The sequence below is a fragment of the Variovorax boronicumulans genome (genome assembly GCF_030812215.1).
Classification (GTDB): Bacteria; Pseudomonadota; Gammaproteobacteria; order Burkholderiales; family Burkholderiaceae_C; genus Variovorax; species Variovorax boronicumulans_C.
The window spans coordinates 423141-442131 of the sequence record NZ_JAUSSG010000007.1 but is presented as its reverse complement, the minus strand read 5'-3'; the positions used below and the strand labels follow the sequence as shown (position 1 = coordinate 442131).

14 protein-coding genes and 1 pseudogene are annotated in these 18991 nt (G+C 63.9%); all 15 read left to right on the top strand.

The features are described 5' to 3' along the window. Positions 1-113: 113 nt before the first annotated feature. Positions 114-1235, top strand: a pseudogene (locus J2W23_RS20710) (AAA family ATPase); the annotation flags it as partial. Positions 1236-1293: 58 nt separating this feature from the next. Continuing rightward, positions 1294-1839, top strand: coding sequence for a type VI secretion system contractile sheath small subunit (tssB, locus tag J2W23_RS20705; RefSeq protein ID WP_176657605.1), 546 nt, complete (start codon positions 1294-1296; stop codon positions 1837-1839). A 21-nt stretch (positions 1840-1860) separates the two neighbouring features. Further along, a complete protein-coding gene (gene tssC / locus J2W23_RS20700; protein ID WP_176657604.1) occupies positions 1861-3363 on the top strand; it encodes a type VI secretion system contractile sheath large subunit in 1503 nt (500 codons plus the stop codon). A gap of 135 nt (positions 3364-3498) precedes the next feature. Then, positions 3499-3984, top strand: coding sequence for an Hcp family type VI secretion system effector (locus J2W23_RS20695; RefSeq protein WP_176657603.1), 486 nt, complete (start codon positions 3499-3501; stop codon positions 3982-3984). Between the two features lie 178 nt (positions 3985-4162). Further along, positions 4163-4663 (top strand): type VI secretion system lipoprotein TssJ, encoded by a 501-nt coding sequence (tssJ, locus tag J2W23_RS20690; RefSeq protein ID WP_307650068.1) that lies wholly within the window; start codon positions 4163-4165, stop codon positions 4661-4663. 32 nt (positions 4664-4695) lie between these two features. Continuing rightward, complete coding sequence (gene tssK, locus J2W23_RS20685; protein WP_307650067.1) at positions 4696-6051, top strand: type VI secretion system baseplate subunit TssK; 1356 nt, start codon at positions 4696-4698, stop codon at positions 6049-6051. Next, entirely contained in the window at positions 6048-7424 is a 1377-nt protein-coding gene (gene tssL / locus J2W23_RS20680; protein ID WP_307650066.1) for a type VI secretion system protein TssL, long form, read from the top strand. The genes tssK and tssL overlap by 4 nt, the downstream gene beginning before the upstream one ends. Before the next feature lie 20 nt (positions 7425-7444). Next, complete coding sequence (tssM, locus tag J2W23_RS20675; protein WP_307650065.1) at positions 7445-11443, top strand: type VI secretion system membrane subunit TssM; 3999 nt, start codon at positions 7445-7447, stop codon at positions 11441-11443. A gap of 12 nt (positions 11444-11455) precedes the next feature. After that, complete coding sequence (locus J2W23_RS20670) at positions 11456-12172, top strand: TagF domain-containing protein (RefSeq protein WP_307650064.1); 717 nt, start codon at positions 11456-11458, stop codon at positions 12170-12172. 32 nt (positions 12173-12204) lie between these two features. Continuing rightward, positions 12205-13263, top strand: coding sequence for a TagK domain-containing protein (locus J2W23_RS20665; protein WP_307650063.1), 1059 nt, complete (start codon positions 12205-12207; stop codon positions 13261-13263). Positions 13264-13295: 32 nt separating this feature from the next. After that, positions 13296-14399 (top strand): type VI secretion system baseplate subunit TssG, encoded by a 1104-nt coding sequence (gene tssG / locus J2W23_RS20660; RefSeq protein ID WP_307650062.1) that lies wholly within the window; start codon positions 13296-13298, stop codon positions 14397-14399. A gap of 31 nt (positions 14400-14430) precedes the next feature. Then, positions 14431-15417 carry a type VI secretion system protein TssA gene (locus J2W23_RS20655; RefSeq protein ID WP_307650061.1) on the top strand — a complete coding sequence of 329 codons (987 nt, stop codon included), beginning with the start codon at positions 14431-14433 and terminating at the stop codon, positions 15415-15417. Beyond that, positions 15417-16022 carry a hypothetical protein gene (locus J2W23_RS20650; protein WP_307650060.1) on the top strand — a complete coding sequence of 202 codons (606 nt, stop codon included), beginning with the start codon at positions 15417-15419 and terminating at the stop codon, positions 16020-16022. The genes J2W23_RS20655 and J2W23_RS20650 overlap by 1 nt, the downstream gene beginning before the upstream one ends. A 135-nt stretch (positions 16023-16157) precedes the next feature. Further along, positions 16158-16517 carry an ATP-dependent Clp protease adapter ClpS gene (gene clpS / locus J2W23_RS20645; protein ID WP_013541678.1) on the top strand — a complete coding sequence of 120 codons (360 nt, stop codon included), beginning with the start codon at positions 16158-16160 and terminating at the stop codon, positions 16515-16517. Between the two features lie 67 nt (positions 16518-16584). Further along, a complete protein-coding gene (gene clpA, locus J2W23_RS20640) occupies positions 16585-18906 on the top strand; it encodes an ATP-dependent Clp protease ATP-binding subunit ClpA (protein WP_042578228.1) in 2322 nt (773 codons plus the stop codon). Positions 18907-18991 lie beyond the last annotated feature (85 nt).

Genomic DNA, 18991 nt, shown 5'->3' with positions numbered 1-18991 from the left:
GCTCTCCCCCGTGGGGGTGGTGTAATTATTAAGGGTGTTTTTTTATCATTTTAAATTCGCTTTTAAATTGTGGGGGGGGGGGGGTGGGGGGGGTGGGGGGGGGGGGGGGGGGGGCCCCCCCCCCGCGACTGCATGCCCTGGAAGAAGAGCTCCTGCTGCGTCAGCAGGACACGCCATTGGTTCTTTCCCAGGTGGACGAGTCGGTGATCGCGGCCATCGTTTCAGATTGGACCGGGATACCCGTGGGTCGAATGGTGCAGGACGAAGTTGCCGCGGTCTTCAGGCTCGAAGCCACGCTCGGAGAGCGTGTGGTCGGCCAGGACCGCGCGCTTGCCGCGATTGCGGAGCGCATCCGTGTGTCGCGGGCGCGTCTGACAGATCCGAACAAGCCGGTTGGCGTCTTCCTGCTGGCCGGTCCTTCGGGCGTCGGCAAAACCGAAACCGCGTTGGCGCTTGCGGAAGCCATGTATGGCGGCGAGCAGAACCTCATCACCATCAACATGAGCGAGTTCCAGGAGCCGCACACCGTCTCGACGCTGAAGGGCTCGCCGCCAGGCTACGTGGGCTACGGAGAAGGCGGTGTTCTGACCGAGGCCGTGCGCCGCAAGCCCTACAGCGTGATCCTGCTCGACGAGGTGGAAAAAGCGCATCCGGACGTCCACGAAATCTTCTACCAGGTCTTCGACAAGGGCTGGATGGAGGATGGCGAAGGCCGCCGCATCGACTTTCGCAACACGACCATCCTGTTGACGAGCAACGCCGGTGCGGAACTCATCGAGAGCCTGTGCGAAGACCCTGCATCGTTGCCCGAGGTCGAAACTCTGCGCGAAGCGCTGCAGCCTGTTCTTCGCCAGATTTTCCCGGCCGCATTCCTGGGGCGCCTGTCCGTTGTGCCTTACCTGCCATTGGGCGTGGAGGCCCTGGGCCGCATCGTCTCGCTGCATCTGGACCATGTGGTCCACCGGATGAGAAAGCAGCATGGCATCGAACTGCACTGCGCCCCGGGTTTGGTGGCCGACATCGTCGATCGATGCGGCACGCATGAAACCGGCGCACGCCGCCTGACGGGCTTCATCGAGCAGAACCTGCTCCCGGTCCTGTCGCGGCAGTGGCTCGCCGCCTTGCAGGAAAAGCGAACGATCGCCCGGATCTCCGTCGACGCAGGACCGCTCGGCAAAGCAGGGCCGCACTTGCAGGAAGGAGATGTCGTCACCTGCCATACCGAATACGTCTGAAGCGTCGAAGCGCAGTGTTTCCAGGGCTCTATTTCTTAGTTTTCATCAGGGAGTTTTCGTGACAAACAACAACAGCAGTCAGAAATTCATCGCCCGCAACAGGGCGCCACGCGTGCAGATCGAATACGACGTGGAGATCTACGGCTCGGAGAAGAAGATCGAGCTGCCTTTCGTCATGGGGGTCCTTGCCGACCTTTCCGGCAAACCCACCCAGGCATTGCCGCCGGTGGCCGACCGCAAGTTTCTCGACATCGACATCGACAACTTCGACGAGCGCATGAAGGCAATCCAGCCGCGCGTGGCCTTCGCCGTACCCAACACGCTGTCGGGCCAGGGCCAGCTCATGGTCGACATCACCTTCGAGAGCATCGATGACTTCTCGCCGGCCGCCGTGGCTCGCAAGGTCGAGCCGTTGAGCCGGCTGCTCGAGGCGCGCACCCAGCTTGCCAATCTCCAGACATACATGGACGGAAAGGCCGGTGCCGAAGGCCTGCTCAACAAGCTGCTGCAAGACCCCGCGCTCATGAAATCACTGGCGCAGGCGCCCAAGCCCCGGACGGCAACAGATCACAACGATGCACCGACTGCCGACTCGGCGGTGTGAATCCGAACCAAGGTACTTCAAATGAACACCACAAGCGAATCCGTGCTCGATGCACCCGTGACGGCGCAGTACGCCAATCCCTCCGACTTTGCGTCCCTGCTGGACAGGGAGTTCAAGCCCAAGACCGAGGAGGCCCGCGGCGCTGTCGAAGCGGCCGTTCGCACTTTGGCCGAGCAGGCGCTCGTCAATGCCGCGACCATGACCGACGATGCCTACAGCAGCATCGAGGCCATCATTGCGGAGATCGATCGAAAGCTTTCGGAGCAGATCAACCTCGTGCTGCACAAGGAAGAGTTCCAGAAGGTCGAGTCAGCCTGGCGCGGCATGCACCATCTGGTCTACAACACCGAGACGGACGAGAAGCTCAAGATCCGCTTCATGGATGTGTCGAAGGACGAAGTGCGTCGCACGCTTCGTCGCCACAAGGGCATTGCCTGGGACCAAAGTCCGATCTTCAAGCGCATCTACGAGGAAGAGTACGGACAGCTCGGCGGCGAGCCCTACGGTTGCCTGGTGGCGGACTACTACTTCGACCACACGCCGCCCGATGTCGAACTGCTCGGCGCCATTGCCAAGATCTCGGCCGCGTCGCATGCGCCGTTCATCGCGGGATCGGCACCTTCGCTGCTCGGCATGGAGTCGTGGCAAGAGCTTGCGAATCCCCGCGACCTGGCGAAGATCACCTCGAACCTCGAACATGCACCCTGGAATTCGTTGCGCAACACCGAGGATTCGCGCTACGTCGGCCTCGCAATGCCGCGTTTTCTCTCCCGCTTGCCTTATGGCGCAAAGATCAACCCGGTCGACGAGTTTGACTTCGAAGAGGAAACCGAGGGCGCTGATCACCGGAACTACGTCTGGAGCAATGCGGCCTATGCCATGGCCGTCAACATCAACCGCAGTTTCAAGCTCTACGGCTGGTGCACGATGATCCGCGGCGTGGAGTCGGGTGGCACGGTGGAAAACCTGCCATGCCACACCTTCCCGACCGACGACGGTGGCTTCGACATGAAGTGCCCGACCGAGATCGCCATCTCGGACCGCCGCGAAGCCGAGCTCGCCAAGGCAGGCCTGATCCCGCTGGTGCACCGCAAGAACACCGATCACGCCGCCTTCATCGGTGCGCAGTCCATGCAGAAGCCGCAGGAGTACATGGACCCGGACGCGACGGCCAATGCCAACCTGTCGGCCCGCCTGCCGTACCTGTTCGCGAGCACCCGTTTCGCGCACTACCTCAAGTGCATCGTTCGCGACAAGATCGGTTCCTTCAAGGAGCGCGAGGACATGCAGCGCTGGCTCAACGAATGGATCATGCATTACGTCGATGCCGATCCCGCGAACTCGTCGCAGGAAACCAAGGCGCGCAGGCCGCTCGCGGCGGCTGAAGTCGTGGTGGAAGACATCGAGGGCAATCCCGGCTACTACAGCGCGAAGTTCTTCCTGCGTCCGCATTTCCAGCTCGAGGGTCTGACCGTTTCACTGCGCCTCGTCGCGAAGCTGCCGTCTCTCAAGGAGGCGGCCTGACCGGCCCGCTTCCAACCGTTCCAAGTCGTTCGATGAAGTGGCGCGAAGACGCCACCCGCGAAGTCGCTCGAAGCGCCGACGGGGCGCTGGAGAGCATCAGTCAGCTATTGAAAAAACAAAGTTCAGGGAGTTTTTATGACGCAAGACATTTTTTTGAAGATCAATGGGATCGAAGGTGAATCCCAGGATTCCGATCACAAGAACGAGATCGAGGTCCTGGCCTTCAACTGGAAGGCCTTCCAGGAATCCACCATGCATGCAGGCTCGGGCGGCGGCGCCGGCAAAGCCACGGTCGAGGACCTGGAGTTCGAGCACTACGTCGATCGATCGAGTCCCAACCTGATGAAGTATTGCCTGACAGGCAAGCACGTCCAGGAGGCGAAGCTCACCGTCCGCAAGGCCGGCGGCAATCCGCTCGAGTACCTCAAGTTCACGTTCTCCGACGTGATCATCACCGCCGTCCAGCCCTTTGGTTCGAACGCCGATGAGTTGCGCGTCAGGGAACGCGTTCGCCTGTCTTTCTCGAAGATCAAGCAGGAGTACTCGGTGCAGAACGCCCAGGGTGGCAGCGGCGGTGCCGTCACGGCCGGCTACGACATCAAGGGCAACAAGGAGTCCTGACGGCAACGGCAGGGCCTGAGTCCGCTCAGGGCTTCTCGACCCCGGACAGCGTGGCGCACGACAGTGCGTTGCGCTGCCGATGGCTGTCCCCGTCTCCGGATCTCATCACGTCCTTTCCAGCATGTCATTCAATGTGCCTTGTCCCCGGCGAACCGCCTCGCGGCAATGGCTTTTCGTGGTGCTCTCGTCGCTCGTCCTGGCGTTCGCGCTGCTCGCGGCGCAGCCCTCGCATGCCCAGTTCTCCTATCCGCGAGAGCAGACAAAGCTCGACATCACGATCACGGCTGAGGCCGGCGTCAATCCCGACGACAAGGGGAGGGCGGCGCCCATCCTGGTGCGCATCTACGAACTCAAGTCGGAAGGCGTCTTCGAAGCAGCCGACTACTTTTCGCTCTCCAGCAATGACAAGGCCCTGATTGGCAGCGAACTGCTCGTTCGAGACGAATTCATCCTGCGGCCAGGCGATGTCAAGACCATCCGCCGCAAGTCGCACCCCGACCTCGCTGCCATCGGTGTCGTCGCCGGTTATCGCGATCTCGCGCAAGCCGATTGGCGAGCGGTGCAAAAGATCGATCCCGCACCGGAAGTCGCCTGGTACCGCTCGGTCCTGCCGGCGAACAAGCTCAGGCTGCAGATCGACCTTCAAGCCAAGGGCATCCAGCTCACCCCCCTCAAATAGGCCTGCGACTTGAACGCACAACGATCGATCCCATGAGTTGGTACAACAAAGTCGCCTGGAGCGAAGGGCTCTTCCTGCGCCCGCAGCTGTTCCAGCAGCAGGAGCGCTATCTCGAACACCTCGCGCACAAGCGCACAGCCTCGCTCAGCCCGTTCTACTGGGGCTTCAATCACTACAGCATCGACGCCGAGTCCCTGTCCCTTGGCAAGCTCGTGCTTGCCAGTGCCGCGGGCATTTTTTCGGACGGCACGCCTTTCGATGCCCCCGGCCAGACGCTGCCGCCCGCACCGCTCACCATCCAGCCGGAGCATCTGGAGCAGGTCATCCATCTGGCCGTGCCCATTCGCACGCCCAACGGCGAGGAAACGACCTTCGACGACGGGGCTGCGGCTGCGGCCTCGCTCGCACGCTTCTCGGTTTTCGACACCGAACTGCGTGACGCGAATTCCATCGGGCAAGGTCCCAAGACGGTGCAGCTTTCGCGCCTTCGCTTGCGCCTGCTTCCGCAAAGAGAGCTGACGGATGCCTGGATCGGTCTTCCGCTCGCCAAGGTGACGGTGCTGCGCTCCGACGGAAGCATCGCCACCGATCCGTATCTGATCCCGCCCGTCGCCGGCTACGGCGCGAGCCCGCTGCTGGCGGACTGGGTGACGAACCTGCACGGCCTGTGTCGTCTTCGCGCGCAAACACTCGCGGCCCGGCTCAGCGGCAATGATGGCAAATCGAGCGAATCGGCCGAAGTGTCCGACTTCCTGCTGCTGCAGATACTCAATCGCTACGAGCCCTTGTTCGAACACTGGCTGCGCGTGCGGGAGACCTCGCCGGAAGTGCTCTACACCGCCTTGTGTTCCCTCAGCGGCGAGCTTGCAACGTTTGTGCGCGCGAGCACGCGGCGCCCCATCGAGCATCCGGCCTACCGGCACATCGATCCCTGCCTGTCTTTCAGAGGACTGATCGCCGATGTGCAGGCGTTGCTCAACGATGTGCTGGTTCGCAGCGCGCAGAGCATTCCCCTCGCCAATCGCGCCAACGGCGTGCGCGTGGCAAGTGTCGAGCCGTCGGAACTGCAAGGCTTCTCCAGCCTCGTGTTCGCCGTGGCCGCTCATACGCCGCCCGATCAGTTGGCCAGCGAGTTTCCGGCGCGCTGCAAGGTCGGGCCGAGCGATCGGCTCGGCGAACTCATCCGCTCTCATTTGCCTGGCATTCCGCTGCAAACGCTGCCGGTGCCGCCGCGCCAGATTCCCTTCAACGCAGGCTTTGTCTATTTCCAGATCGACTCGCGCGGGCCGCTGTGGGAACACATGGTCAAGCATGGCGGACTGGCATTGCACGTGGCGGGCGAGTTCCCCGGTCTGCGTCTTGAACTCTGGGGTGTGCGAGAGAAATGAAGCCCTTCCTCGACGATCCCATGCGCAACAATGAAGAGCTCCACGACGACTCGAGAGGGCTCGATCCGTCTGCCGGCTCTTCACCCGACGATTCCCGGCCGGGCGATCCCGAGAAGGGTGTGCATCTCGCCCCGGAGCCATCGATGCAAGTGCGCCTGGTCGCAGTCACTGCCGCCAGGAATCCCCTGCTCGAGGCGGCGCAGCCGCTGCTGCGCGCACTCGCGGACATGCCGGCGACGCTTGGCAGCGAAGGGGTGACGACCCTGCATCAGTTGCTGGAGCGTGAGGTCGCGAGCTTTCAATCGCTCTGCGGCAGCGCGCAGATCAGGCACGAGCATGTGGTCGCGGCAAGCTATTCGCTGTGTACCGCACTCGACGAGGCGGCCAACAGCACGGAGTGGGGCGGTGGCAAGAATGGCGAGGCCGGCATCTGGGCCGGACAGCAGCTGGCCGCGAAATTCCACGGTGACACGAAGGGCGGCGACAAGTTCTTCCTGCTGGTCGGGCGCCTGGCCGCCAACCCGCAGGAGCACATCGATCTGCTCGAGCTGATGTACCAGGTCCTGGGGCTGGGCTTCGAAGGACGCTTCGGCACGGCGACCAACGGGCGCCGGCAGCTGGAGACGGTTCGCCATCGGCTCTTCACGCTGCTTGGTACGGCGCGCGGTGAAGTTCCGCGCGATCTCTCCCCGCACTGGAAGGGCGTGGGCGCGGGTACGTTCGGCCTGTTGCGCAGCATTCCGGTGTGGGTGACGGTGTCGCTGCTGACACTGGTCTTGTGCGGACTCTTCGCCTGGTACAAGTACCAGCTGTTGCAGACCAGCGCCGACGTGGAGCAACGCATCGCCGCCATCGGCCGGATGCGCCCGCCGCCCGCGCCGCCAGCGCCTGTGGTCAAACCGCTGCGCCTGAAAGAGCTGCTGGCTCCCGAGATCACACGCGGCACCGTGAGCGTGGAAGAGGACGAGCACCGCAGCGCAGTCACGTTCAGGGGCGACGACATGTTCGTCCCGGGTCAGGCGCGCCTGAACGCAAAGATCCTTCCGGTCCTGGACAAGGTGGCGGACGAGATCAACCAGGTCTCGGGTTCCGTCCAGATCACCGGCCACTCCGATAACCGCCCGATCAAGACCCGCGAGTTTCCCAACAACCAGGTATTGAGCGAGAAGCGGGCCGATGCAGTCTCCGCCGTGCTCCTGGGCAAGGGCGTGGTGGCGTCGCGCATTCGTACCGAAGGGCGCGGCGACACGATGCCGCTGGCCGACGGTGCAACCGCCGCCGGGCGCGCCAGGAATCGCCGTGTCGACATCGTCGTCATCCAGGGCGACGGCGGTAGTGCCGCGTCGCCAGCCGCAACGCCGGCGGCGCGCTAGAGGCAGAGCGGGAGTCACTCATGCAATACCTCAAACAGTTCCTGGCATTTCTTTTTTCCCGGCAGATGCTGGCCTTCGTCGTCATGGTGCTGCTGGCAATGGCGATCTGGTTCGTCGGTCCTCTGCTTGCCGTGGATGGACTGCGTCCGCTGGCTTCGGTTGGCGTGCGCGTGGCTTTCATCGTGCTGCTGCTGGTGCTTGGCATCCTCTGGCTCGTTTCGGGGCCGTACAGTCTTGTCGGGGTGGCCGCGCTGTGCCTGCTGCTCTGGCAGGCGGGCCCCTTGCTGGACATAGGTGCGGCCAAGCCGCTCGCGTCGGCCGGCGTGCGCGTGGCGATCATTGGCGCGATCCTGCTGCTGTATGCGCTGTACTGGCTCTATCGTTTCTGGCAGGCCTTGCGCAACAACGAGGACCTGCTCGCAAAGGTGCTGAGCTTCGGAAAGGATGCGGGCAAGGACGAGACGGCCAAGGAAGAGATCAAGACGGTCACCGCCGCAGTCCGTCGCGCCTTGGCGCAACTCAAAGGCCTGCGCGGTCGCGGTGGATTGCGTCGCCTGTTCGAAGGCAATCGCTATCTGTACGAGTTGCCCTGGTACATGGTCATCGGCAGCGCCGGTGCAGGAAAAACCACGGCGCTGCTCAATGCCGGGCTGCAGTTTCCCCTGGCGCGCCAGATGGGCAATGCTTCGAAGCGCGTGGTGTTCAAGTCGGAAGGGGGCACGTTGCATTGCGATTGGTGGTTTGCCAACGAGGCCGTGTTCATCGACACGGCAGGCCGCTACACCACTCAGGAGCGCAATCCCACGACCGATCCGGTCGAGTGGCTCGCTTTCCTCGGTCTGCTGCGCAAGCACCGCACGCGTGCGCCGCTCAACGGCGTGATCGTCGCGCTCGATGCAGCCGAGCTGCTGACCATGACCGAGATGGAGCGTGCAGAGCATGCGAGCCTGGTGCACGACCGCCTGACCGAACTGCGCCAGGAGTTGGGCATTCGCTTTCCCGTGTATGTGGTCGTCACGAAGATGGATCTGCTGCGGGGTTTCAGCGAATACTTTCAAGCGCTCACCAGCGAAGGGCGCATGCAGGCCTGGGGCTTCGCGTTGCCATTTCGCGGCCTGAAGAACGTGCGGCCCGGCGTGCAGGTCAGAGACACCCTGCGCACGCAGGTGGATGCGGAGCTTGCGCTGCTCAACGACCGGCTGGCCGATGGCCTTCGAGCGAGGCTGAACGAGGAGTTCGACGTCGAGCGCCGCAAGCGCCTGTTCGCACTGCCCAAGGAACTGGCCGCATTGGCTGTGCCGCTGGTGCCGATGCTGGACCAGATCTTTCTGGTCTCGCGTTTCGACAGGACCCAGTTGCACGACACGCTGCGCGGCGTGTATTTCACGAGCGGTGCGCAAGCCCATATGGAGGTGCCCGCCGACCCCGGGACGCTGGTCCAGCGCTTGCAGCGCAGCCTCGGCCTGTCGTCATCTTCGAATATGCAGGCCGCGGGCACGTCGTCCGAACAAGGTCAGCAAGGGTTCTTCCTCCAGGAGCTGCTGACCAAGGTCGTCATCCCGGAAGCTCACCTGGTGAGGCCCAATCTGCGCTGGGAATTTCGGTTCCGGCTCTTGCGCCTGCTGGGGCATGCCTTGGCGCTGGTGATCTTCATGTGGCTGGCCGGTGCGCTGGCAGTGAGCTTCGGAAACAACCGCCGATACCTGGACACCGTTGGCCAGCGTACCGACGTGCTCGCGGGACAGGTGAGCGCGCTGTTCGGCAATTTCAAGCCGTCCGGCGTGCCGGATGTGCTGAATGGCGCACGCGAGTTGCCCGGCTACACGGGGTTGGACGTCGACAGCCCGCCGGGCAGCTTTCGCTATGGCCTGTACAGCGTGCCACCGGTGCTTGCAGCGACTGCCGACACCTATGCCCAGCTGCAGGACCACACTTTGCTGCCGACCATCCTGCAGCGCATGGAGGCCGTGCTGACGCAGAGCATGAAGGACGGCGACGCGAAGGCCGCCTATGAAACCCTGCGCGTCTACAAGCTCCTGCACGACAAGCACCGGTACATGAATGGAGGCGCCCAGGACGTCGGCAACTGGGTTCTCAAGGACTGGGAACGCACCGACAGTGCCGCAGCCTTTGGCGGACGTGCTTCGATGACAGGCCATGCCACGACACTCTTTTCCGGTGAGCGTCCGGTGCAGTCGGCGTCGCTGCCCAACGAGGTGCTCGTGCGTGCCGTGCAGGACTTCCTGAACAGCAACACCTCGACGCAACGCGTCTACGAACGCGCCAAGGCGGCAATGCTGCGTGAGGCCCCCCAGGAGTTCACATTGATCCGGGCAGTCGGGCCGCAAGCCGGCACCGTGTTCTCCCGTGCCAGCGGCCTGCCGCTCGAGAAAGGGGTGCCGGGCCTCTTCACCTACGACGGATACCACGATGTGTTCAGCAAGCGCCTGCCGGAATTCGTCGGGCAGGCCATTGACGACGACGCATGGGTGATGGGGCGCAATGCCTCGGCCGTGCTCGACGCCGCTGCCCGCAAGTTGCAGAACGATCCGTTCCTTGATGACATCCGTCGCCAGTATCTGAGCGAATATGCCCAGCACTGGGAAGCCTTTCTCGAATCGATTCGCACGGTCGGGGGCGGCGACACCACCGGCACCAGCCTGGGGTTCGACCTGAGCGTGCTGCGCCAGTTTGCCGCGCCCGACTCGCCGCTGGCGCGGCTGGCGCGTGCGGCGGCGCGCGAAACCACGCTGTCGCGTCCGCTGGTCGTGCGTGCCCAGGAGGAAAAGGGGTTCCTGGACAAGGCCTCCGATGAACTGAGCAAGCAGACCAGCGCCATAGGCAGGAATCTGGGCATTCGCGCGGAGGAACGACTCGAAAAGGAAATCGTCGACAACCGCTTTGCCGCGTTGCGCGAAGTGGTGACGGGCCAGCCGGACATCGGCGCCGGAAACGCCGGAGCCGCCGGCGCCAAGCCGGGGCTCGAAACGATCTCGGGCCTTGTCAACGAGTTCTACACGCTGCTGGTCGTCGCCGATACGGCGCTGACGGCGGGCAGCCTGCCGCCCGGAGGCTCCGAAGTCGGTGCGCGGCTGAAGCTGGAGGCCGGGAAACTCCCGGCACCGTTTCGCGAGGTGCTGACCGCGTTGGCCACGAGCGGCGGTGACAAGGTGGCGCTCGGCTCCACAGGCATCCTGCGCAATCAGGCCCAGCAGCAACTCGACCGCATCATGGGCCTGATGGCGATGCAGGTCAGCGAACCGTGCAAGCGTGGCGTGGAGGGGCGCTATCCGCTGGCTGCGGTAGCGCAGGACGCATCCATCGAAGACTTCACGCAGGTCTTCGCCGTGAGCGGCGCCGCGGACGAGTTCTTCAACAAGTACCTGGCTTCCTATGTCGATACCAGCGTGCGCCCATGGCGCTACAAGGACCCGAACATGGTCCAGGCCTCCGCCGGCGCGGAGGGGGTTGCCGGTGCAGTGGCGCCAATACCCGCGACCACCGGGCCGACATTGCTTGGCGAACTGCTCAAGCTACTGGCGCAGAGCGGGCCGAACCTCGATGCCTTCTACCGCGCCCAGCAGATCCGCGATCTTTTCTTCCGCGATGCGGGCGGCAAGAAGCTGGCCTGGAAGATGGACCTGCGGGTGCTCGAACTGGAACCCAGCATCACCGACCTGATCATCGACATCGACGGGCAGGGCCAGCGCTACATCCATGGCCCGGTGCAGGCGTTCACCGTTCACTGGCCGGGACCGCGTGGCGGTGCAATGGCGGAGATCACGGCCAATCCGCGAATCTCGGGCCCTACCTCGACCTTTCTGGCCAGCGGTCCATGGGCGTTGTTCCGATTGCTCGAAAAGGGGCGCATCGTGAACACAGCGACGCCGGGTCGACTGAGCGTCGAATATTCATTCGACGGTCGCAAGGCGTTGATCGACATCAATTCCGGCAGTCAGCCCAACCCGCTCAGCAGCGATGTGCTCAAGGGCTTCCGCTGCCCAGGTCGAGCGGCCTGAAGTTCTGATCCCATGCTCTCAAGACTGATCGCTCCCTGGCGCACATCTCCGCCCGCTATCTGGGGCAGGCTGCCGGGTTACACGGACATCGTATGCAGCGGCGTGCGGCATGGTGAAGGCCAGGCATGGACGCAATGGTTCGCGGCGCACGGCCTTGACGCGGACATCGAGGCCACCGCGAGGGCCACTTCGGTGCCGGTCGCTTTCGCGCTGCCGCCCGGCACCTTGCCGTTTGCGCGGCGACGGTTTGTGCTTGGCGTGATTGCGCTGTCTGTCGACAGGGACGGGCGGCCTCGTCCCCTGGTGATCTATCAGCAACAGTTGCCACGCCAAGCCATGCGGCATTTCGAGGCGCAGCTTCGTCAGCCGCTCGATTGGCAGTTCTGGCTTGCGCGCGCCGTCGCCCGCCAGGCATGCATGGGCCTTGCCGATATTCAGGCCCTGAAGGCGACGTTGCATGCTTTGCGGGCGGAGAGCCGCGAGTTGGAAAAGAACTTCTCCGTACAGCGCGTTCGCTGGATGCAAGCCCTGCTCGATCAGCGAACGGGCCCGGCCCCTCGCAACGATCCTGCGGCCGAACTGCATGGCGTCCGCTATCTTCCTTGGGCCGATTGGCCGCATCGCCTGCAGGGCGTACGTGCCGAAAGTGCGTTCTGGCAACAGGATGTCAACGGCCGGTTCATCGGTGCGGCCAACAAGCTGATAAGACTGTGGAGCGTCTCGCCGTGAACACCGGCGGTCCTCGCATGGGGAGTACCCACATGGCTTCTTTGGTTCTTCGCCTCACCCACAGCGGCGGCGAGGCGCGAGATGAAACCATGTGGATTCCGCCGGCCGGTGCAGGCATGGCCGACATCCTCCAGCCGGGTGCCGGGCACCGCAGCGTTGGCGCAGGAGGCGTCGCCAATCTGTGCCGCATTGCCTGGTGCGGGGAATCGGAGGGATGGCAATTGCGCAATGGCAGCTACACGCTGATGTGCGCGCGCAACGGCAGGCGAGTCCGGGCAGGCGCGGTGGTGCCTGTCGCCGTGGGGGATACGCTCGAACTGGGGCTGCTGCGCTTCGTGCTGGAGCAGGGGGCGCAAGAGGCCCGAAAGGCGCCCGAACGTATGCCTGTGGCCCTCGAAGCACAAACGGTCCAGTTGGGCGTGCCTGAAGACCGGAACATCGGCTCCGCATCGCCACAAGCCGTCGATCTGCGCGCCCTGGATGACCAGGGCAGCGACGAAGGCCGGCGAATCGATCCTCTTGCTGATCCTTTCGGGGTGCTCGATATCGCGGGTGCAAGGTCTCGCCCCGCCGCGGACACCTTGGCCGCGTTGCTTGACGAAAGACCGCGGCTCGAAGCGCGGACCGCGCCTTCCGCCGGGCCGTCACTCGATGCCGGGCCTGCAGATGTTCTGCTGGACGCGTTGCACGAGGAATTCGTGCGCGTGGTCCAGGATCCCGGCCAGCTCGCCGGCCGCACTCCCTGGGAGGGCTTCGTGGCTTTCGGTACGGAGGCGGCCCCCACGTTGGAAGAGTTGAGCAGGCAGGCCGAGGCGTATCCGTTGCTGCGAGACATTCTTCTGCCGCGCGAAGGCATCGACCAGGTCATCGAGGCGTTCGAACCGTTCGCGAGATCGGGCCTTCTCGATGTGGAGCCCTCGCAGGAGCTGCTGGGCATGTTCGCGCCAGAGCTTGCCCGCGAGACCAGGGTCCCGTTGCCCAGCCTCACGCGGCGCGAGCATCACGAGCTCTCGCCGGACAGCCATGTCCGGATCGGATCGACCGGTGCAGGCGCTCGCCGTGGCGACAGCGATCGCGAAGGCGCTCTGTGAGGCAATCTCCTGCGAGACCTGCGCTGCAGGAAATGTTCGCGCGTTTGCGCGATGCCCCCTGGAAGTTCGGCTTCTTTGCCGTATTGAGGCGCATCGGTGCGGCTTGTTCGGCGCAGCCCCCGATCGGGCTCGCCAGCCGTCCGCAGCAGGAGTCCTTTCGATTGGGACAGGTGGCGGCATTGATATTCGCGCCGCGCGAAATCGCCGGCGCCGCGCTGCCGGGCGAGCAACAACCGGCCTTTCCGGGAGCGGTGCTGCCACGCTCGGGAAACAACCCGAACCTTCCCATGGTGCGCGTGTACGGCCTGGGCCTGCTGGGTCCCAACGGACCACTTCCGTTGCATTACACGGAGCTGATCCGCGACCGCGTCGAGAACCACAACGACAGCACATTGGCGGATTTCCTGGACCTTTTCCACCACCGCTACCTGACGCACATGTACCGCGCGTGGGCGCAGAGCCAGGCTGCGGCGGGGCTGGACCGCGCCGAGGACGAAGCCTTCAGTCGCTACGTGGCTCGCCTCACGGGGCATGACCCGTTGGAGATCCGCGACTCGGCACTGCCCACGCATGCCCGCCTCGCCGCCTCGACGCACCTGACCCGCGAGGCCCGCAACCCCGACGGATTGGCTGCCACGCTCGCCCGCTTCTTTGCCGTACCCGTGCAGCTCCAGGAGTTCGTGCTGCACTGGATTCGCATCGACGACGAAGACGAGTGCCGCCTCGGCCAGGCTCGCGCTTCCAGTGTCATGGCGGTGGGGGCGATTGCGGGGGAGGTCGTGGCCGATCGGCAGAACAAGTTCCGGCTGGTGATCGGGCCATTGACGCTCGACCAGTACCTGCGCTTCACCCCCCACGGGCGAGACCTTCCGTTGCTCGTCGAATGGGTGCGGGGCTTCATCGGCCACGAGTTTGTCTGGGAGGTCGAGCTGCGTCTGCGCAACGACAGCACGCCGCCCGCCCGCCTCGACGATTCGGAAAAGCTCGGATGGTCCACATGGCTGGGAGGTTCGCAGGGCCAAGCCGCGCAAGTTGTCGGCTTCACCGTGGGAATGGTGTTCGAGCCCGAGCAATACATCGGCTCGCGCCATCGCGGCGATACCCAGTCCACTCGGGTCACCCAGGCCGTTCACTGACTCTTCTGACTCTTTCTTTCTCGCGATATCCATGACCTACGTTGCCAGACCTCTCGTACCGGCCGTCGAACTCGAACCCTTGAACGCCAGGGACCCTTGCGGTCCCAGCCTTGAATACGACGCGGAGTACGCCGTGCTGCTCTCGCGCATGTCACCGCGCGGCGATGCGCAATATGGGCAGTTCGTCGGAACGCCGGAAGCGCCGAACTGGGCCGAGATCGAGCGCGATTGCCGCCGCCTGCTGCTGCGGACCCGGGACATCAGCCTGTTCGTCTGGTTGTGCCGGGCGCGCGCAAGGGTGGCGCAGGCCGCGGGGCTCGCGCAGTCGTTGACCGTGCTCTCGGAAGTTCTGGAGCGCTGGCCCGATGAGGTGCATCCGCAGCTCGTTGTCGAGGGGGAGCGTGATCCGGCGGTGCGCGCTAACGCCCTGGCGGCGTTGGCGGATCCCGATGGATTGCTGGGCGATGTGCGGGAGATCGTTGTCGCGGCCAATGCCGCGAGGCACTTGACGGTGCGTGAAATCGAGCGTTCCTGGTCGGTGCCGCGCCTGGCGGACGCGCTGAGTCCTGAATCTGTTGCCCAGCAGCTTGCCCAACTGCGTCTTGCTGCGAAGGGCGATGCCGACGCTCCGGTGAACCTGTTGTCGCAGGCACTGCGGGCAACCCGGCAGATCGCTGGCTGGGCGGCACGCCAGCTGGGTGGGGACGCGCCTTCACTTCAAGCGCTGATCGACCTCCTGAAGCCTTTCGACGAAATCGACGCGATCCACCGCGCCGAGCCTGTCCCATCTCGAGAAGGCGCCGCGCACCCGGGCGTTTCCGGTCTCGCTCCGCGCGACGACGTGCTTCGGGCCATTCGCAACGCACGCGAGTGGTTCGAAAACCACGAACCCAGCAGCCCGGTGGCGGTGTTGCTCAAACAGGCCGAGCGCATGGTCGGCCAGCGTTTTGCGCTGGTGGCCAATGCCATTCCGCTCGACCTTTTGCATAAATGGGATGCAGAGGGGGAACGCGCTTGATGGGGTTTGAGATGCAGATCTGCTTTCTGTTGACCTGCATCGTCCTGGGAGCGCTCGGTGCGGGTCTGGGCGCCTGGGTCTTTTCGCAGACGGCTCGCGCGCAGCTGAAGGCGCAGCGACGGGCTTTCGAACTCGCCAGCGAGCAAGTTCAGCGGGACTTGCAGCAAGCCTTGCTGTGCGTGCCGCAGTGGGTGCAGCAGGCGGCTCGGGTTGAACTTGAGTTTCTGGGGCGGCAGCACAAGGAGCGCCACAAGGAGTTGTTGCGCGAACAGAAGCGCTGGCAGTCGGAGCAGGAAGAACGCAGGCAGGCCGAGTGGCGCGCGTTGCTGCTGGAGCCCGTTGCTTCCAGGCCGAACGCGGCGCAGCCATCGGGTCGTGACCTGGGGAAAAAATCGGCACCTGTGCCGCCTCCGGCTCCTGCGGATATGCATGAAGCAATGAGCGTCCGCGCACCGCAACCAGTGCCTGTCGTCGTGGCAGAGGAGCCCGAAAGGGAGCTCACCGATGAGGAAATCGACGCATTGCCGCCCGATTTGCCGCCTCCGGTCCAGCCGCGCAGCCGGAAAATGTCAGCGCCAAATAAGCCAATCCTGCGCAATATCTGAGCAGGCCGGCAATTCGCCGAGTTATTTCGCGCTTCATGCTGTCGTACGCGGCGCAAGGCTCTTGATTTGTCGAATACGCGCCACCAAGTCTTCTCGCGTCGGCACGGTGCTTGCACGCTCTATAGAATCTTTTTCATGGCAACGAGAATTCCCAAGACTCCCCCCACCCCCCCGGCCCAAAAACCGGCCGGGGATGACGGAGATTCGGTCGTTCTGGAGCGCCGGCCGCAGAAAACTGCGCCGCCCCAGATGTACCAGGTGGTCATGCTGAACGATGACTACACCCCCATGGAGTTCGTGATCGTGGTGCTGCAGGAATACTTCAGCAAAGACCGCGAAACCGCGACGCAGATCATGTTGAAGATCCACCTCGATGGCCGCGGTGTCTGTGGGGTTTATTCCCGCGACATGGCAGCCACTAAAGTGAATCAGGTCATGGAGGCCGCGCAGCAGGCTGGGCACCCGCTGCAATGTGTCAGTGAGCCAGTTGCGTGAACCTGTTGAATTGCGCAAGCTCCAACCCATCTGAGAACTTATTTACAGCAAGGCAAAAGGAAATCACATGATTGCCCAGGAACTGGAAGTCAGCTTGCACATGGCCTTCGTCGAGGCCCGGCAGCAGCGCCACGAGTTCATCACCGTGGAGCATCTGCTGCTCGCTTTGCTGGACAACCCGAGCGCCGCAGAGGTTCTGCGCGCCTGCTCGGCGAACGTCGACGACCTTCGGGCGTCGCTCACCAACTTCATCAAGGACAACACGCCGCAAGTGGCGGGTACCGACGATGTAGACACCCAGCCCACGCTGGGTTTCCAGCGCGTGATCCAGCGCGCCATCATGCATGTGCAGTCCACCGGCAACGGCAAGAAGGAAGTCACCGGCGCCAACGTGCTGGTCGCGATCTTCGGTGAGAAGGACTCGCACGCCGTCTACTACCTCCACCAGCAGGGCGTGACCCGCCTCGACGTGGTGAACTTCATTGCCCACGGCATCAAGAAGAGCGATCCGCCGGAAGCCGTCAAGGGCAGCGGTGAAGCGCCTCAAGGTGAAGGCGAAGAGGGCGGCGGTGAACGCAACGAGAAGGCATCGCCGCTCGAGCAGTTCACCCAAAACCTCAACCAGCTCGCCAAGGACGGCAAGATCGATCCGCTGATCGGCCGCGAATACGAGGTCGAGCGCGTCATCCAGATCCTGTGCCGCCGGCGCAAGAACAATCCGCTGCTCGTGGGCGAGGCCGGTGTGGGCAAGACCGCAATTGCGGAAGGCCTGGCATGGCGCATCACCCAGGGCGACGTGCCCGAGATCCTCGCCGAGGCGCAGGTCTACTCGCTCGACATGGGCGCATTGCTGGCCGGCACCAAGTACCGCGGCGATTTCGAGCAGCGCCTGAAGGGCGTGCTCAAGTCGCTGAAGGACAAGCCGAACGCCGTGCTCTTCATCGACGAAATCCACACGCTGATCGGTGCGGGCGCAGCTTCGGGCGGTACGCTCGACGCGTCGAACCTGCTGAAGCCCGCGCTCTCGAGCGGCCAGCTCAAGTGCATCGGTGCGACCACGTTCACCGAATACCGCGGCATCTTCGAGAAGGATGCGGCCCTGTCGCGTCGTTTCCAGAAGGTCGACGTGGTGGAGCCGTCGGTGCAGGAAACCGTCGACATCCTCAAGGGCCTGAAGTCGCGCTTCGAGGAACACCATGGCGTGAAGTACGCGGTGGCAGCCCTGCAGGCCGCCGCCGAGCTGAGCGCCAAGTATATCAATGACCGTCATCTGCCCGACAAGGCGATCGACGTCATCGACGAAGCCGGTGCCGCGCAGCGCATCCTGCCGCCGAGCAAGCGCAAGAAGACCATCAGCAAGACCGAGGTCGAGGAAATCGTCGCGAAGATCGCGCGCATTCCCCCGGCCAACGTCAGCAACGACGACCGCAGCAAGCTGCAGACGATCGAGCGCGACTTGAAGAGCGTGGTGTTCGGCCAGGACAAGGCACTCGAGGTGCTGGCCTCCGCGGTCAAGATGGCGCGTTCGGGCCTGGGCAAGGGCGACAAGCCGATCGGCTCGTTCCTTTTCTCCGGTCCCACGGGCGTCGGCAAGACCGAAGCGGCCAAGCAACTTGCCTACATCATGGGCATCGAGCTGATCCGCTTCGACATGTCGGAGTACATGGAACGTCACGCGGTGAGCCGCCTGATCGGCGCGCCTCCGGGCTACGTTGGTTTCGACCAGGGCGGTCTGTTGACCGAAGCTGTCACGAAGAAGCCGCATTCGGTGTTGCTGCTCGACGAAATCGAGAAGGCGCATCCGGACATCTTCAACGTGCTGCTGCAGGTCATGGACCATGGCACGCTGACCGACAACAACGGGCGCAAGGCCGACTTCCGCAACGTCATCATCATCATGACGACGAATGCGGGTGCCGAGACCATGAACAAGGCGACCATCGGCTTTACCAACCCGCGTCAGGCGGGCGACGAAATGGGCGACATCAAGCGCCTGTTCTCGCCCGAGTTCCGCAACCGGCTGGACGCCATCGTCAACTTCAAGGCGCTCGACGAGAACATCATCCTGCGCGTGGTCGACAAGTTCCTGCTGCAACTCGAAACGCAGCTGGCCGAGAAGAAGGTGGAAGTCACGTTCAGCGACAAGCTGCGCAAGCACCTGGCGAAGAAGGGCTTCGATCCGCTGATGGGCGCGCGTCCGATGCAGCGTCTGATCCAGGACACGATCCGTCGTGCACTGGCCGACGAACTGCTGTTCGGTCGCCTGACCGACGGCGGTCGCCTCGAAGTCGACCTCGACGACAAGGACGAAGTGTTGCTGGACATCCAGCCGCTGCCGAAGAAGGAAGGCAAGTCCAAGCCCGAGGCTGAAGAAGCCGCCGCAGGCTGAGAAACCGGGCATTCCGTGGCCGATGAGGCCGCGGAACCGCCTCCAAAGGCCGGTAGCATCGCGCTGCCGGCCTTTTTCTTTGGGC

Bases quoted from the DNA above. Each gene is read 5' to 3' on its own strand.
- tssC (WP_176657604.1), top strand. From the start codon at position 1,861: ATGAACACCACAAGCGAATCCGTGCTCGATGCACCCGTGACGGCGCAG.
- J2W23_RS20695 (WP_176657603.1), top strand. From the start codon at position 3,499: ATGACGCAAGACATTTTTTTGAAGATCAATGGGATCGAAGGTGAATCC.
- tssK (WP_307650067.1), top strand. From the start codon at position 4,696: ATGAGTTGGTACAACAAAGTCGCCTGGAGCGAAGGGCTCTTCCTGCGC.
- tssL (WP_307650066.1), top strand. From the start codon at position 6,048: ATGAAGCCCTTCCTCGACGATCCCATGCGCAACAATGAAGAGCTCCAC.
- tssM (WP_307650065.1), top strand. From the start codon at position 7,445: ATGCAATACCTCAAACAGTTCCTGGCATTTCTTTTTTCCCGGCAGATG.
- J2W23_RS20670 (WP_307650064.1), top strand. From the start codon at position 11,456: ATGCTCTCAAGACTGATCGCTCCCTGGCGCACATCTCCGCCCGCTATC.
- J2W23_RS20665 (WP_307650063.1), top strand. From the start codon at position 12,205: ATGGCTTCTTTGGTTCTTCGCCTCACCCACAGCGGCGGCGAGGCGCGA.
- tssG (WP_307650062.1), top strand. From the start codon at position 13,296: ATGTTCGCGCGTTTGCGCGATGCCCCCTGGAAGTTCGGCTTCTTTGCC.
- J2W23_RS20655 (WP_307650061.1), top strand. From the start codon at position 14,431: ATGACCTACGTTGCCAGACCTCTCGTACCGGCCGTCGAACTCGAACCC.
- J2W23_RS20650 (WP_307650060.1), top strand. From the start codon at position 15,417: ATGGGGTTTGAGATGCAGATCTGCTTTCTGTTGACCTGCATCGTCCTG.
- clpS (WP_013541678.1), top strand. From the start codon at position 16,158: ATGGCAACGAGAATTCCCAAGACTCCCCCCACCCCCCCGGCCCAAAAA.
- clpA (WP_042578228.1), top strand. From the start codon at position 16,585: ATGATTGCCCAGGAACTGGAAGTCAGCTTGCACATGGCCTTCGTCGAG.